This window comes from Streptomyces sp. NPDC006476 (genome assembly GCF_040612015.1).
GTDB lineage: Bacteria > Actinomycetota > Actinomycetes > Streptomycetales > Streptomycetaceae > Streptomyces > Streptomyces griseorubiginosus_B.
Genome location: NZ_JBEXPK010000003.1, coordinates 261,377 through 275,373, shown reverse-complemented (window position 1 = coordinate 275,373; position 13,997 = coordinate 261,377). Strand labels below are relative to the sequence as shown.

Annotated in this window: 9 protein-coding genes; 7 read left to right on the top strand and 2 right to left on the bottom strand. The window is 72.0% G+C overall.

Annotated features, from left to right (window positions below; translation table 11 throughout):
- Window positions 1-13 precede the first annotated feature (13 nt).
- Window positions 14-1,330: a hypothetical protein gene (locus ABZZ74_RS05170; RefSeq protein WP_356761955.1), complete on the top strand. Its 1,317-nt coding sequence runs from the start codon at window positions 14-16 to the stop codon at window positions 1,328-1,330.
- 263 nt (window positions 1,331-1,593) lie between these two features.
- On the opposite strand, the gene ABZZ74_RS05165 is transcribed toward ABZZ74_RS05170, so the two are convergent.
- Window positions 1,594-2,358, bottom strand: coding sequence for an SIS domain-containing protein (locus ABZZ74_RS05165; RefSeq protein WP_356761954.1), 765 nt, complete (start codon window positions 2,356-2,358; stop codon window positions 1,594-1,596).
- A 172-nt stretch (window positions 2,359-2,530) separates the two neighbouring features.
- On the opposite strand from ABZZ74_RS05165, the gene ABZZ74_RS05160 reads away from it, so the two are divergent.
- The 6 genes from ABZZ74_RS05160 (at window position 2,531) to ABZZ74_RS05135 (ending at window position 11,830) form a co-directional block, all read left to right on the top strand.
- Window positions 2,531-3,415, top strand: coding sequence for a MurR/RpiR family transcriptional regulator (locus ABZZ74_RS05160; protein WP_356761953.1), 885 nt, complete (start codon window positions 2,531-2,533; stop codon window positions 3,413-3,415).
- Window positions 3,416-3,549: 134 nt separating this feature from the next.
- Complete coding sequence (locus tag ABZZ74_RS05155; RefSeq protein ID WP_356761952.1) at window positions 3,550-7,770, top strand: NEW3 domain-containing protein; 4,221 nt, start codon at window positions 3,550-3,552, stop codon at window positions 7,768-7,770.
- A complete protein-coding gene (locus tag ABZZ74_RS05150; protein ID WP_356761951.1) occupies window positions 7,767-8,429 on the top strand; it encodes a peptidyl-prolyl cis-trans isomerase in 663 nt (220 codons plus the stop codon). The genes ABZZ74_RS05155 and ABZZ74_RS05150 overlap by 4 nt, the downstream gene beginning before the upstream one ends.
- A 130-nt stretch (window positions 8,430-8,559) precedes the next feature.
- A complete protein-coding gene (locus ABZZ74_RS05145) occupies window positions 8,560-9,933 on the top strand; it encodes an extracellular solute-binding protein (RefSeq protein ID WP_356761950.1) in 1,374 nt (457 codons plus the stop codon).
- A complete protein-coding gene (locus ABZZ74_RS05140) occupies window positions 9,933-10,955 on the top strand; it encodes a sugar ABC transporter permease (protein WP_356761949.1) in 1,023 nt (340 codons plus the stop codon). The genes ABZZ74_RS05145 and ABZZ74_RS05140 overlap by 1 nt, the downstream gene beginning before the upstream one ends.
- Window positions 10,952-11,830: a carbohydrate ABC transporter permease gene (locus ABZZ74_RS05135; RefSeq protein ID WP_133041562.1), complete on the top strand. Its 879-nt coding sequence runs from the start codon at window positions 10,952-10,954 to the stop codon at window positions 11,828-11,830. Before ABZZ74_RS05140 ends, ABZZ74_RS05135 begins: the two co-directional genes overlap by 4 nt.
- On the opposite strand, the gene ABZZ74_RS05130 is transcribed toward ABZZ74_RS05135, so the two are convergent.
- Window positions 11,794-13,938 carry a glycoside hydrolase family 3 N-terminal domain-containing protein gene (locus ABZZ74_RS05130; protein ID WP_356762060.1) on the bottom strand — a complete coding sequence of 715 codons (2,145 nt, stop codon included), beginning with the start codon at window positions 13,936-13,938 and terminating at the stop codon, window positions 11,794-11,796. The two genes, ABZZ74_RS05135 and ABZZ74_RS05130, sit on opposite strands and share 37 nt — an antisense overlap.
- Between the last annotated feature and the right edge of the window lie 59 nt (window positions 13,939-13,997).

Sequence of the window (13,997 nt, the reverse complement as noted above, 5' to 3'; positions counted from 1 at the left end):
TAGCGTGTCGACCGTGAACCGGGACCTGAACCGAGACCTGTACGCCGCCTCGGCCGCCGCCTTGCTCGTCGTCGTGGCCGCGGTCGTCGGCACCGGCATCCAGCACCGTGACGGCTCACTGCGCGTCGGCTGGCCTCCGCTGCTGGCGGTCTGGGACCCGCACCTCGGCCCCGGCACCCCGGCGGCGATCGTGGTGGCGGTCGCCGTGGTGGCGTACGGCCCGGCCCTCGCCGTACGGCTGCCCTGGCGCCCGCTGCTGCTGGCGGCCTGGGGCGGGGCCATGGCCTGGACATGGTCGCTCGCGCTGGTCGACGGCTGGGACCGGGGCGTCGCCCGGCGGCTCACCACGAGGAACGAGTACCTCCAGGTCATCGGCCGCTTCCACGACATCCCCGACACCCTGCGGGACTTCACCCGGCACATCCTGATCGGCAGTCCGGACAACTGGCCCGCCCATGTGGCCGGGCATCCGGCGGGCGCGACCGTCACCTTCGTCCTGCTGGACCGGATCGGGCTGCACGGGGGCGGCTGGGCGGGCGCCTTCGTCATCACCGTCGGCACGACAGCGGCGGCCGCGGTCCTGGTCGCCGTACGGGCGCTGGCCGACGAGCACCTGGCCCGTCGTGCCGCGCCGTTCCTGGTGCTGATGCCGGGCGCGGTGTGGGTGGGGACCTCGGCGGACGGTTACTTCACGGGGGTCTCCGCGTGGGCGGTCGCGTTGCTGGCGCTCGCGGTGACGGGGCGCCGCCCACGGACGACGGGCTTCGCCGCCGGCCTTCTGCTCGGCCTGACCGCCTACCTCTCCTACGGCCTGACGCTCCTCGCCCTCGTCGTCGCCGCCGTCCTCCTGCTGGGCTCCCGCCGTGCCCGCCCGCTCCCCTTCCTCCTTGCCGGACTGGCGGTCGTCCCGGCGGTGTTCACCGCGCTGGGCTTCGACTGGTGGGAGGCTTACCGCCTGTTGGTCACCCGCTACTACCAAGGAGCGGGCGGTGTACGGCCGTACGCCTACTGGGTGTGGGCGAACCTCGCCTGCACGGTGTTCGTCGTGGGCCCGGCGACGGCGGCCGCCCTGCGGCGCGCCGGAACGGCCCTGGTCGAGCGCGCCCCGACTCCCGCCCTGCGGCTGGCCGTTCTGACGGCTGCCGCTCTCCTCGCCCTGCTGGTCGCCGACGTCTCCGGCATGAGCAAGGCGGAGACGGAACGGATCTGGCTGCCGTTCGCGGTGTGGCTGCTCCCGGCGTGCGCGCTCCTGCCGCGTCCGCGGGCCTGGCTGACCGCGCAGGCGGTCCTGGCGCTGCTCGTCAATCACCTGCTGCTGACGTGGTGGTGAGGCGCGGTCACCGAGCACCTCCTCGGCCTGGGGCACCGTACCGTCCACCACATCGCCGGCCCCGCCGGACTGGGATGCCGACTCCGGCCACGGGGTCGGTCGCGCGAACTGGTACCGGTCGACGTGGCGACGGTGGGGAAGGCGGAAACCCCTTCGCGACCGGCCCCTGTCCACTGGCGGTGGCCCTCACCCCCTAGGGGCGCGGGGAACTGCGCGACCAGCCCCCACCGGCCCGCGGCTTCGTGTCCGCACCGCCGACGGAGTCAACTGGCGGTGCGCCGGATCCGCCCGGCGTACCGCTTCTCCAGTTCCAGATTGCCCTCGAAGCCGCCGGGCACATTGGCGGAGACGTAGACCGGCGGCCGCTGCCCCGCGTCCAGGAGCAGCTTCGACGCCTCCGCCACCGCCATCTGGACCAGCATCACGCCGGTCAGCGTGGACAGCGCGCACACCGCGCCCCCGGCCGGAAGCTCCAGCAGCGCATCCCCCCGGGGAGCCCGGTTGTCGAGGACGACGTCGGCCAGGTCGGCGAGCTTCTTGCCGCTGGGATGCCCCGCGGGCACCGCCCGGGTATGGGTGAGGGAGGTGATGGCCAGCAGCCGGTGCCCCCGCTCCTTGGCCAGCAGGGCCGTCTCCACGATCACGTTGTTGACGCCCGAGTTGGAGATGATCACAAACAGGTCCTGGGGGCGGGGTTCGGCGAGCCGGTAGATGCGCTCGGCGACACCCTCCTGCCGCTCCAGCAGCGGATCGTCGAGGACCCCGGGACCGTCACCGCCGTACAGCACCAGGTCGGCGATGCTCAGCCGGTTGGTCGGCACCAACCCGCCCGCGCGGCCCGCGAGTTCGAGGACGATTGCCTGGGAGTGGCCGGTGCCGAAGGCCTGGATCACGCCGTCGGAGCGCACGCAGTCGGCGATCAGTTCGGCGGCGCGTGCGACCTCCTCGCGCGCGGACTCGGTGAGGTCCCGCAGGACGGTCAGGCTCTCCCGCGCGAAGCCCTCGGCGCTCACGGACTCGTCGGACACGCGACACTCCCCACTGGTGGATTGAACCACCCCGTACACCGTCACAGGTGAATCAATAAATCACATGGCTCTTGCAGCGAGCAATGGCAGTGGAGCAATGGTTGAACGCTGCTCTCCTTTGTGGTCCTGGTATTCAATCCATGCCTCTAAGGGTGGCTGATACCTTCTGTGCATGCCCTCCACGGACGTCACCACACTGATCCGGACCGAGCTGCCCCGCCTGGCCGGCTCCCTGCGGAAGGTCGGCGAGCTGATCCTGGAGGATCCGGCGGCCGTCACCCACTGCTCGGCCGCCGAACTCGGCCGCCGCACCGGCACCTCCCAGGCGACGGTGACCCGGTTCTGCCGGGCCATCGGCCTCGACTCCTACCAGCATCTGCTGATCGAGCTGGCCCAGGAGCGCGGCCGCGGCGAGGTCTCCGCCTGGGGCTCGACAGAGATCGACACCGACATCTCGCCCGAGGACAGCCTGGAGCGGGTGGTCCAGGTCGTCGGCAGCGCGGATCTGCGCGCGATCCAGCAGACCATCGACCGCATCGACCTCGACGCGCTGGAGCGCGCGGCCCAGGCGCTGGCCAAGGCGCGCCGTATCGACGTGTACGGCGTCGGCGGCAGCGGAGCGGTGGCGCAGGAGACGGAGACGCGGCTGTTCCGCATCGGCTGCCAGGTCCGCGGCTGGACGGAGGTGCACGGCGCGGCCACCTCCGCGGCCCTGCTCACCCCGGCGGACGTGGCCATAGGGATCTCCCACTCCGGCGCGACGCGCGAGACCCTCGAGCCGCTGGAGATGGCCAAGGAGCGGGGTGCCACCACGATCGCGATCACCACCGATCCGCGTTCGCCGCTGGCGCGGGCCGCCGACATCCGGCTGATCTCGGCCACCTCCGAGACCAGCTTCCGCACCGGCAGCATCGGCGGCCGCCACTCCGTCCTGATGATCGTCGACTGTCTCTACGTCCGGGTCGGCCAGCTCTCCTACCAGCGCGCCAGCGCCTCGCTCGCCCTGACCGACCACATCACCCCGCAGCACGCGGTGAAGTCGCGCCGGGCGAGATGAGCGGATCCGTGCCGCGTGGGCCGGCGGTGTTCGGATCTGTATGGATGAACCACCGAGAAAACGTGTGGATGGTTGTTTGAATCATCCCCACGGTGCCAGGATGGGGCTCCGCCGAGCATCCTGGTAGGAGACCCATGCGCGTCACCGCTGCCGAGTCGACCGAGCTGTTCGTCGGCACCGCCGAGCATCCGCAGCAGGTGGTGGCCGTCGAGATCGAGCACTCCCCCGGACGGACGGTGCTGCTGACCGTCGAGGGCGCGGGCGTCACCGGTGACGCGGTCGCCGACGCCGGCGACGACGGGACCGTACGCGCGGAGATACCCGTGACCGTCGACGGACCGGTGCCCGGCGACCGGCGCGAGGTCACGCTCACCGCCGTCGACGGCGGCCAAGTGGCCCGGCACACCTTCGAGTTCACGACCGCCGAGCCCGGCTGGACCATGTTCATGGTCAGCCACTTCCACTACGACCCGGTGTGGTGGAACACCCAGGGTGCCTACACCGAGACCTGGGACGTCGCCGACGAGCCCGCCGTCACCGGCCTGCCGGCCCGCACCTTCGACTCGCGCGGCCAGTCCGGGATGAGCCTGGTGCGCGCCCACTGCGACCTGGCCCGGCGCGACCCGGCGTACACCTTCGTGCTGGCCGAGGTCGACTATCTCAAGCCGTACTGGGACGCCTTCCCGGAGGAGCGGGCCTTCCTGCGCGAGCTGATGCGCACCGGCCGCGTGGAGATCATGGGCGGCACCTACAACGAGCCGAACACCAACCTCACCGGCGCCGAGGCGACCGTGCGCAACGCGCTGTACGGCGACGGGTTCCAGCGCGGGATCATGGGCGGATCGCCCGAAACGGCCTGGCAGTTGGACGCGTTCGGGCACGATCCGCAGTTCCCCGGGCTGATGGCGGACGCGGGGATCGGCTCCAGCTCCTGGGCGCGCGGCCCGTTCCACCAGTGGGGGCCGGCCCTGTCGGTGTTCGGCGAGGAGCCGCGCGATCCCGGGCGGATGCAGTTCCCGGCGGAGTTCAGCTGGATCGCCCCGTCCGGACGGGGACTTCTGACCGCCTACATGGTCAACCACTACGGCGCCGGCTGGGCGATCGACAACGCCCCCTCCCTGCCGGCGGCGGAGGCGGCCGCCCTCAAGCTGTTCCGGGGCTTGAGGTCGGTCGCTCTCACCCGCAACGTCCTGCTCCCGGTCGGCGGTGACTACGCGCCCCCGTGCCGCTGGGTGATGGACATCCACCGGGACTGGAACGCCCGTTACGTCTGGCCCCGGTTCGTCAGCGGCACCCCGCGCGCCTTCTTCGCCGCCGTCCGCGCGGAACTCGACACCGAGGGCCGCAAGGCCTCCCCCCAGACGCGCGACATGAACCCGGTCTACACCGGCAAGGACGTCTCCTACATCGACACCAAACAGGCCCAGCGGTACGGCGAGACGCTGCTGGCCGACGCGGAGGCCTGGGCGACCCTCGCCTCCCTCGTCACCGGCCGGCCCTACCCGGACGCCGCCCTCGACAAGGCCTGGCGGCAACTGATCTACGGCGCCCACCACGACGCCATCACCGGGTCCGAGTCGGACCAGGTCTACATCGACCTGATGACCGGTTGGCGCGAGCTGTACGACCTGGCCCGGCTGGTCCACACCGACGCGACCCAGGCCCTCGCCGACCACGTCACTCCGGGCGCCGCGCCCGATCTGGTCGTCTTCAACCCCTCGACCTGGACCCGCGGGGACGTGCTGACGATCGACGACCCGGGGCTCGCCCCCGCCGGCCTGCCCGCGGTCCGCGAGGACGGCCAACTGCACGTCGTCGTACCGGACTTGCCGGGCATGGGCTACAAGGCCCTCCCTCTCACCGACGATTCCGTCCCCGAGTGGGCGCTCGGCGAGGGCACGACCATCCGCAACGCGTTCTACGAGGTGACGGTCGACCCCGCGCGCGGCGGCGGCGTCAGCAGCCTGCGCGCGCTCGCCGAGGGCGGCCGGGAGCTGCTGCGCACCGGGGACATCGGCAACGAGCTGGTCGTCCAGGAGGAGTACCCGAGACACCCGCGCTTCGGCGAGGGCCCCTGGCACCTCACCCCGACCGGCACCACCGCCGCCCGGAGCCGGGACGTGCGCGCGGACATCGATGTCGAGCACTCCCCGGCCGGCTCGCGCATCACCGTCCGCGCCGACCTCGGCCTCTTCCGGTACACGCAACGCCTGACGCTCTGGACCGGCGTCCCGCGCCTCGACGTGACCACCACGATCGACGGCTACGACGGCGCCGACCGGCTGATCCGCGTCCGCTGGCCCTCCGACGTACAGGGCGGGCTGCCGGTGCACGAGGTGGCGGACGCGGTGATCGGGCGCGGCTTCGGGTTCGTGGACGTGGACAGCGAGCGGTTCCCGTGGACGCTGGACAACCCGGCCAACACCTGGTTCGGGCTGGGCTCCACGGCCCGGGTGGAGCTGCGGGACGAGACGGGGAAGGTGGCGGGCCGGCGGTCGATCGGGGTCGCCGAGCTGGTGTACGCCTCCTGGGAGGAGGCCGGCGAGCTGGGCACCCCGCTCGCCGCCGCGCTGGTCCGCGCCGGGGTCACGGCGACCTCGACGATCGCCGACGGTCCCCGTTACGGCGACCTGGAAGTCGACTCCAACCTGCCGGACATCCGGATCGCCGTCGGCGCCCCGGAGCGCAACTCCGTGGTGGCCGAGGCACTGGCCTGGGATCCGGCGGCCGGGCGCGAGCTGCGGCGGCAGGTGGCCGAGGGCGGGGTGGCCGCCGTGTGGGTCGCGCCGCGTGCCGGGCTGCGCGAGGAGTGGGTGCCCGGGGCCGATCTGCGGGACCTGGAGCGGCTTCCGCTGCTGGTGATCGCGGGCGCCGACGCGGACGGGGACGCCAAGGCGGTGGACGCGCTGGTCGCCGATCTGGACGACGCGGTCGTCACGGCGACGGCGGCGGGCGGCGGCGAGGCACTGCCGCCGGGCGACGCCTGGGACGGGCGCGGCTTCGCGGTGCTCAACCGGGGCACGCCCGGCTGTGTGATCACCTCCTCCGGCGATCTCCACATGTCGCTGATGCGCTCCTGCACCGGCTGGCCGTCGGGCGTCTGGGTCGATCCGCCGCGCCGCACGGCTCCCGACGGCTCGGGCTTCCAGCTCCAACGCTGGTCCCACACCTTCGAGTACGCGGTCGTGGCGGGCCAGGGCGACTGGCGGCAGCAGCAACTGCCGCGCCGGGGCCATGAGTTCAACCATCCGCTGACCGCCCGGGTGCGGGAGGCGGCGGACGGCGGCTCGTTGCCGCGGGAGTCGGTCCTGCTGGCCCTGGAACCGGCGGGCGAGGTGCTGCTCGACGCACTCAAGCCGGCCGGTTCGCCGCTCGCCCGGGGAAGCGTGGCACCGGTCGATCCCGGGCGCGGGGTCGTCGTGCGGATGCACGAGGTGAACGGGCGTCCGGTGCGGGCGCGGGTGCACGGGCCCGGGGAGTGGGTGCGCGGCGCCCGGGCGGACGTGCTGGAGACCCCGGGTGAGGCGCTCGCGCCGGACGGGCAGGGGGCGCTGGGCCTGGGCCTGACCGGCTTCGAGGTGGCGACGGTGCTGGCCACGCCGCCCGAGACCGCGAGATCCCCCTACGACCCCGGAATCGCCGCCCACGAACCGGCCCAGCCGGTCGCCACCCGCTACTGGCTGCACAACTCCGGCCCGGCACCCCGCGGCAACATGCCGGTCACCGTCTACCTCTCGCCCGGCTCACTCACCGCCCCCGGCGGCCGGCCGGTCACCGCGACGGTCCGTGTCGCCTCGGAGCTGACCGACGCGCCCGTCTACGGCACCGTGTCGGTCGGCGTCCCGCCCGGCTGGTCAGCCGAGCCCGCCGAACTGCCGTACGGCCTGGCCCCGGGCGGCTTCACCCTCACCGAGGTCACGGTGACACCCCCGCCCGACGCCGCCCCCGGCCGCCACTGGCTGACCGCCCGCCTGACGTACGAGGGCCAGACGTACGAGGACGTGGCCTCCCTCGACGTCCCGGGTGCGCCACCGGGCCCGACTCTGGTCACCGGGCTGGGAGTCGACCGACTGACCGTCGCCCGGGACGAACGCGCCCGCGTCCCGGTGACCCTGCACAACCCCACCCGGGGTCCGGTCGACGGCACCGTGTGGGCGGTCTCCTCGTGGGGCACCTGGGCCGGCGTCACCCCGGCCTGCCAGGGCTTCACCGTGCCGCCGGGCGAGCGGCGGGAGGTCTTCGTCGACGTCGACGGCGCCGCGACACCTCCGGGCTCCTACTGGCTGCTGGCGAAGATCGCCTGCCACGGCCGGGTCGCCTACACCGAGGCGATCCCCCTGGAGGTGACCCCATGACGGACCACGCGGCGGTGGTGCACGGTAGTCCGGTGGCGAAGGCCCGCGTGGACGCCTTTCTGCAGACGGTCACCTCCGCGCCCCTCAGCGGCCCGGGCAACCGCGCGACCGGCCACGACGACAGGCCGGCCGGCCGACCGCCTTCCGCCGCGCTCTCCAGCTCCGCGGATCGCCAACGACGGCGCTGGGCCACGCAAGTGGTGGTCGCGGACGAACTCGCCCGGCGAGCCTGCGAGGAACGGAACCTCTCCCTGCCGGACGAGGTGTCCCCGGCCTACCTGCTCACCGTCGAGGAGGTGGGAAGCATCGTCGCCGCCGCGCTCGCCCACTCCCCCGCCGCCCGTCTGCTCCTGACGGAGCTGGAAGCCGAGCAGACCGTGCCCGAGACGGCCGTACGGGACTACTACGAGCGCAATCCGGACCGCTTTCTCACCCCGGACGCCCTGCGGCGCGGCGTCGATCCCTTCGGACGCGCCGCGCCCACCGACTTCCTGGCGTACGAGCAGGTCCGCGACGGCGTCGAACGCGATCTTCGGCGCGCGGCGGGGCGGCGGGCCTTCTTCGACTGGTTCGACCAGGCTCGGGCGGATGTGGTGTTCGCAGCCGGGCACGAACACCCCGGCGATCGCTCGCACCAGGACCACGAACACCGCCACTGATCACGGCCGGAACCCAAACGCAACACGGCAACCCATTGACCTCCAATGAATTCTGGTCCACCTTTTCATCAATCGGAGTCGAAGTTGGTTGATTGAACCAGCCGCCTCGGCTGGTCCCAGGAGGGTGGACATGCGCGCTGGAAGACTCACCGCATCCGTGGCGGGAATCATCGCCCTGACGCTGACAGCCGCCGGCTGCGGCCTCTCCGGCGGCTCCTCCGGGGGTGACTCCACCGCCGGGGGCTGCAAGGTCGACAAGGGCAACGTCGGGTCCGGGAAGCTGACGGGTGACGTCAAGGGCCAGATCACCTTCCAGACGACCAACCTGAAGAAAGACTTCGGGAAGTTCTTCAACGGAGTGATCGCGTCCTTCGAGAAGGCCCACCCCGGAGCCAAGGTCAAGTGGATCGACGACCCGGGCGACAACACCTTCACCCAGCGCACGGTCGCCGACGCGCAGGCCTGTACGTTGCCGGACGTCATCAACGTCAACGCCCCGACGGCGACGGCCCTCACCAAGGCCGGCTACCTGCTGAACCTGGGCGTGAAGGACCCGGACGTCGCCAAGCCGTTCGTCCCCTCGTTCTGGAAGTCGGCCACCTTCGACGACGCCTCCGGCAAGGCGATCCACACCACGCTCCCCTGGTACACCGGCGGTGTCCTGCTGACGTACAACAAGGACCTCCTCGACCAGGCCGGCATCGACCCGGCGAAGCCGCCGACGACGATCTTCGGGCTGTTCGCCGACTACGAGAAGGTCGCCAAGGCGGCCAAGGGCAAGTACTACGCGACGATGGCCAACCCGATCTGGCGCATCCCGGCCGACTTCGACCAGATGAACATCAGGACGCTGTCCGCCGACGGCAAGTCCGCGGTCTTCGCCGACGACCCGAGGACCACCCAGTGGGTGGCCTGGATGGCGAAGCTGTACAAGGAGGGCGCGATGCCGAAGGACTCGCTGTCCTCCAGCAACGACCCGTCCACCCTCTACAGCCAGGGCAAGGTGGCGTACGGCTCGACGAACCCGAGCTTCGTGCGGTTCGTGAAGCAGAACAGCCCCTCGGTCTATGCCAGGACGGCTGTGGGCCAGCAGCCCTACGACGCGCTCGGCCGCGCCTCCGCCGGTGCCCCGCAGTACATATCGGTCGCGGCGACCAGCAAGCACGCGCCGGTGGCGCTGTCGTTCGCGGAGTACCTCACCAACGCCGAGAACCAGACGGCCTGGTGCAAGGACCCGGACGTCGTCATCTTCCCGACGACGACCGCCTCGCTCGACGACCCGTTCTTCCAGAACGTGACCGGCAGTGATCCCTTCTCCCAGGCGCGCAAGCTCGTCGCCGACCAGCTCAAGACGGCCGACACCAACCAGACCAACCTCTCCCCGGCCGTGCAGAACGCGATCGTCGGGCAGGTGCAGTTGGCCATGCAGGGCAAGAAGAGCCCCGCGCAGGCCGTCAAGGACGCGCAGGCCAAGGCCAACGAGCTGCTGAAGCAGGCGGGTTGATGGTGGCGACCCAGACCGCGAAGCCGGTGTCCGTGTCCGGCGCGGAGGGCATCGCCTCCGCGCCGGGCGCGGCCCCGTCCCGTGCCCGGCGCGTCGTGAGGGCCGTGCTGCCCGGCCCGGCGGCGGGCGCCAACGGAGCGGCCCTGTACCGGCGTTGGTGGCTGCCCTGGCTGTGGACCGCCCCGGCGATCGGCTGCGCGGTCGTCTTCGGCGTGTTCCCCTTCCTCAACACCGTCATCCTGTCGTTCACCGACGCCAAGCCGCTCGGCGGCGCGGCGGGCTTCGTCGGGCTGGAGAACTACCGCCGGATGCTGGGCAATTCGGACTTCTGGCTGGCGACCCGCAACAGCGTCCTGTACGCCGTGATCGTCGTCCCGCTGATGGTGTTCCTGCCGCTGATGCTGGCCGTCCTGGTGGAGAAGAACCTCCCCGGCATCGGCTTCTTCCGCTCCGCCTTCTACACGCCCGTGCTCGCCTCCAGCGTGGTCGTGGGTCTGAGCTGGCAGTGGCTGCTGGCGGACGACGGGCTGGTCAACACCTGGCTGCAGAAGGCCCACTTGATCAAGTCGGCCATCCCGTTCCTGTCGGACTCCTGGCTGATCCTGCTGTCGGCGATGGGCCTGACGCTGTGGAAGGGCCTCGGCTGGTACATGATCTTCTACCTGGCCGCCCTCGGGAACGTCCCCAAGGAGCTGCACGAGGCGGCGCAGATGGACGGTGCCGGCACGGTCCGCCGCTTCTGGCACATCACCGTGCCGGGCGTGCGGCAGGCCATGATGCTGGTCGGCACGCTCACCGGCATCGGCTGTCTGCGGGTCTTCACCGAGATCTTCATGCTGGGCAGTTCCACCGGCGGCCCCGGCGGCGCCGACCGCACCCTGCCGTTCTACATCCGCGACGTCGGCCTGGACCCGATCACCGGCAACGCCGGCTACGGCTCCGCGGTCAGCGTCGCCCTGTTCGTACTCACCCTCGGCCTGACCCTGCTGGCGCAGCGCCTGACGAAGGAGGACGAGGCATGACGACCGCCGTCGACAAGCCCCGGCGCCTTGTGCCGCGCTGGCGGGACTACGGCCGCCCCCGTGAACTGGTCGTCCGCTACCTGCTGTTGCTGTTCGTGCTGGGCATCACGGTGGGCCCGCTGCTCTGGCAGTTCCTGGCCTCGCTGAAGGGCGTGGGCGAGGACGTGTTCGGCGCGAACGCCTCCCTCCTGCCCCACCATCCCACCCTGCGTGCCTACCGCGAGGTCTTCGACCAGGTCCCGGTGGCGACGTACATCCGCAACAGCCTCATCGTGGTGGCCTTGTCGATCACCAGCCAGCTGGTGTTCTCCACCACGGCCGGCTACATGCTCTCCAAGCCCGGCTGGAAGGGCCGCAAGGCGGTCTGGGTGGTGCTGGTCGCCTCCATGATGTTCCCCTTCGAGTCGATCATGGTGTCGCTGTTCCTGAGCATCCGGGACCTGGGCCTGGTCGACAACCTGGCGGGCGTCTGGCTGCCCGGCTTCGTCGGCGCCATCAACGTCCTGCTGATGCGCGGCGCGTTCCTCGCCGTCCCGCGCGAGATCGAGGACTCGGCGATGCTGGACGGGGCCAACGAGTGGCAGCGCTTCCGCCACCTCTACCTCCCCTCCGCCTGGGGCGCGATCATGGTGGTCACCATCAACACCTTCATCAGTGCCTGGGACGACTTCCTGTGGCCGCTGATCGTGCTGCGCTCCGAGAACCACATGACGCTGACGCTGGGCCTGTCCCGGCTGCAGAGCTCGTCCTTCGGCTACGACCAGCGGGTGGTGATGGCCGGCTCGGTGATCTCGGTCGTCCCGGTGCTGGTGCTGTTCGTGATCACCCAGCGGTGGTTCTACCGGGGAGTGGCGGCGGGCGCGGTCAAGCTCTGACCCGGCGCGTCGAGCGCTTCCCGGGCCGATGCCGCGACCCTGATCTCGGCCGTGCCGGTGAGCTCCGGGAGGGTCAGGGTGAGCGTGCGGCACTCGCCCGGCTCCAGGCCGACACCCTCGAACGCACAGAGTTCGAGGGTGCGCGGCCAGGTGGCGGTGACCAGCCGGCGGAGATACACCTGGACCGTGGAACGTCCGTACCGCCGCCCGGTGTTGGTGACGTCGACCTCGACGGTGCGCCCCGTCGTGCGCGGTGTGCCGTAGTCGAAGCTCGTGTACGACAGCCCGTGCCCGAAGGCGTACAGCGGCTCGGCGCTCTCGTCGGCGTAACCGCGGTACTCGGTGTCCTTGTGGTTGTAGTAGACGGGCAGTTGGGCCACCGAGCGGGGTACGGAGAGCGGCAGGCGACCCCTCGGGTCCGTCAGCCCGAGCAGCACCTCGGCGATCGCGTCACCGCCCCAGGGGCCGGGATACCAGGCGGTGAGCAGGGCGGCGGCGGTGTCCGGCACCAGGTGGGGTCGCCCCTGGACCAGCACGACGGCGGTCGGTGTGCCCGTCGCCACGACGGCGTCCAGCAGCGCGTACTGCGCGTCCCCCAGCCGGAGCCCGGCGAGGTCGACGCCCTCGCCGCAGGTCATCTCGGACGCGACCGTGAGCGCGGCCCCGTTGGCGTCGAACTCCGTCTCGGGGGCGCGGGCGCTGCTGCCGCCCAGCACCAGCACGGCGAGGTCGGACGCGGCGGCCTCGGCGATCGCGGCCGGGATGCCCGAGAGGTCCGCGCCGGTGAGGGAGCAGCCGGGGGCGTGGCGGACGTCGAGGCCGGCGGGGGCGAGTCGGCGCAGGGCGTCGAGGACGCTGCTGCCGGTGCCGGGGCGTTGCGGGGCCGTGTAGTCGCCCGACTGGTGTGCTGTGGTGGCGGCTTGGGGGCCGAGCACGGCGATCCGGGAGACGCTCGCGGCGACGGGCAGCACGCCGTCGTTGCGCAGCAGGGTGACGGCGGCCCGGGCGAGCTCCCTGCTCAGCTCCTCGCCTCCGGCCGGCATCCGGGCCGTGGTGTACGGCCTTTCGAAGAGCCCCAGCCGGAACTTGAGGCGCAGCACGCGGGCGACGGCCCGGTCGAGGGTCTCCTCGCGCACCAGGCCACGCTCGACCGCCTCCTCCAGCAGCGTGAAGCCCCGGTCCCAAAGGCTGAGATCGACACCGGAGTTGAGGGCCAGGGCCCCGGCGGAGACGTGGTCGCCGGTGATCCGGGCGAGCCGGTCGACGGCGAGCCCGTCCGCCATGACCAGACCCTCGAACCCCCAGTCCGCCCTGAGCAGTTCGGTGAGCAGCCACCGGTTGCCCGAACACGGCATCCCGTCGACCTCGTTGTAGGCGGCCATGACGGCGGCGGCCCCGGCGCTGACGCCCGCGCGGGCGGCGGGGAGGTGGATCTCGTGCAGCTCCCGGTGGCCCAGCTCGGACTCGGCGGAGTTGCGGCCGCCGACGGTGGCGCCCTGGCCGGCGAAGTGCTTGAGGACGACGGGGGCCTTGTCGGCGGCGAAGTACTCGGCGGGAACGCCCTGCATGCCGTGCACCAGCGCCTCGGTGAGGCGGGCGGCGAGGCAGGGGTCCTCGCCGAAGCACTCCTCGGTGCGGCCCCAGCGGGGGTCGCGGGAGATGTCCAGCGCGGAGACCAGGGCCACATGGCCGCCGCGGGCGCGCAGTTCGGCGGCCGCGTGGGCGGCGGCGCGCTGGTACAGGGCGGGGTCCCAGGTGGCGCCGACGGCCAGGTTGACGGGGAGGACGGTGCCGTCGAGGGCCATGTGGCCGTGCGGGACCTCCTCGACGAACAGGGCGGGGATGCCGAGCCTGCTGCGTTCCACGACGTGCCGCTGCACGAGCTCGGCGAGCAGGGCGCTGTCCTCGGCTCCTGGCCCGCTGCCGTGGGCGACCCCGGACCAGGCGTCGGCCCGCATCAGCCCGTAGAGGGCCCCGAGCCCCTCGAAGCGGTCGGTCTCGGCGTACAGGGCGTCGGTGAGCTCGTAACCGCCGTCGGGGGACCGGCGGTACGCGTCCCACCCGTACATCCGCTGATTGACCTGCCCGACCTTCTCCCGGAGGGTCATACGGGCCACAAGGTCCTGGACACGGGCGTCGAGGGGGGCGGAGGGGTCGCGGTAGAGGG

Bases quoted from the DNA above. Each gene is read 5' to 3' on its own strand.
- ABZZ74_RS05140 (WP_356761949.1), top strand. From the start codon at position 9,933: ATGGTGGCGACCCAGACCGCGAAGCCGGTGTCCGTGTCCGGCGCGGAG.
- ABZZ74_RS05135 (WP_133041562.1), top strand. From the start codon at position 10,952: ATGACGACCGCCGTCGACAAGCCCCGGCGCCTTGTGCCGCGCTGGCGG.
- ABZZ74_RS05150 (WP_356761951.1), top strand. From the start codon at position 7,767: ATGACGGACCACGCGGCGGTGGTGCACGGTAGTCCGGTGGCGAAGGCC.
- ABZZ74_RS05155 (WP_356761952.1), top strand. From the start codon at position 3,550: ATGCGCGTCACCGCTGCCGAGTCGACCGAGCTGTTCGTCGGCACCGCC.
- ABZZ74_RS05160 (WP_356761953.1), top strand. From the start codon at position 2,531: ATGCCCTCCACGGACGTCACCACACTGATCCGGACCGAGCTGCCCCGC.
- ABZZ74_RS05130 (WP_356762060.1), bottom strand. From the start codon at position 13,938: ATGACCCTCCGGGAGAAGGTCGGGCAGGTCAATCAGCGGATGTACGGG.
- ABZZ74_RS05145 (WP_356761950.1), top strand. From the start codon at position 8,560: ATGCGCGCTGGAAGACTCACCGCATCCGTGGCGGGAATCATCGCCCTG.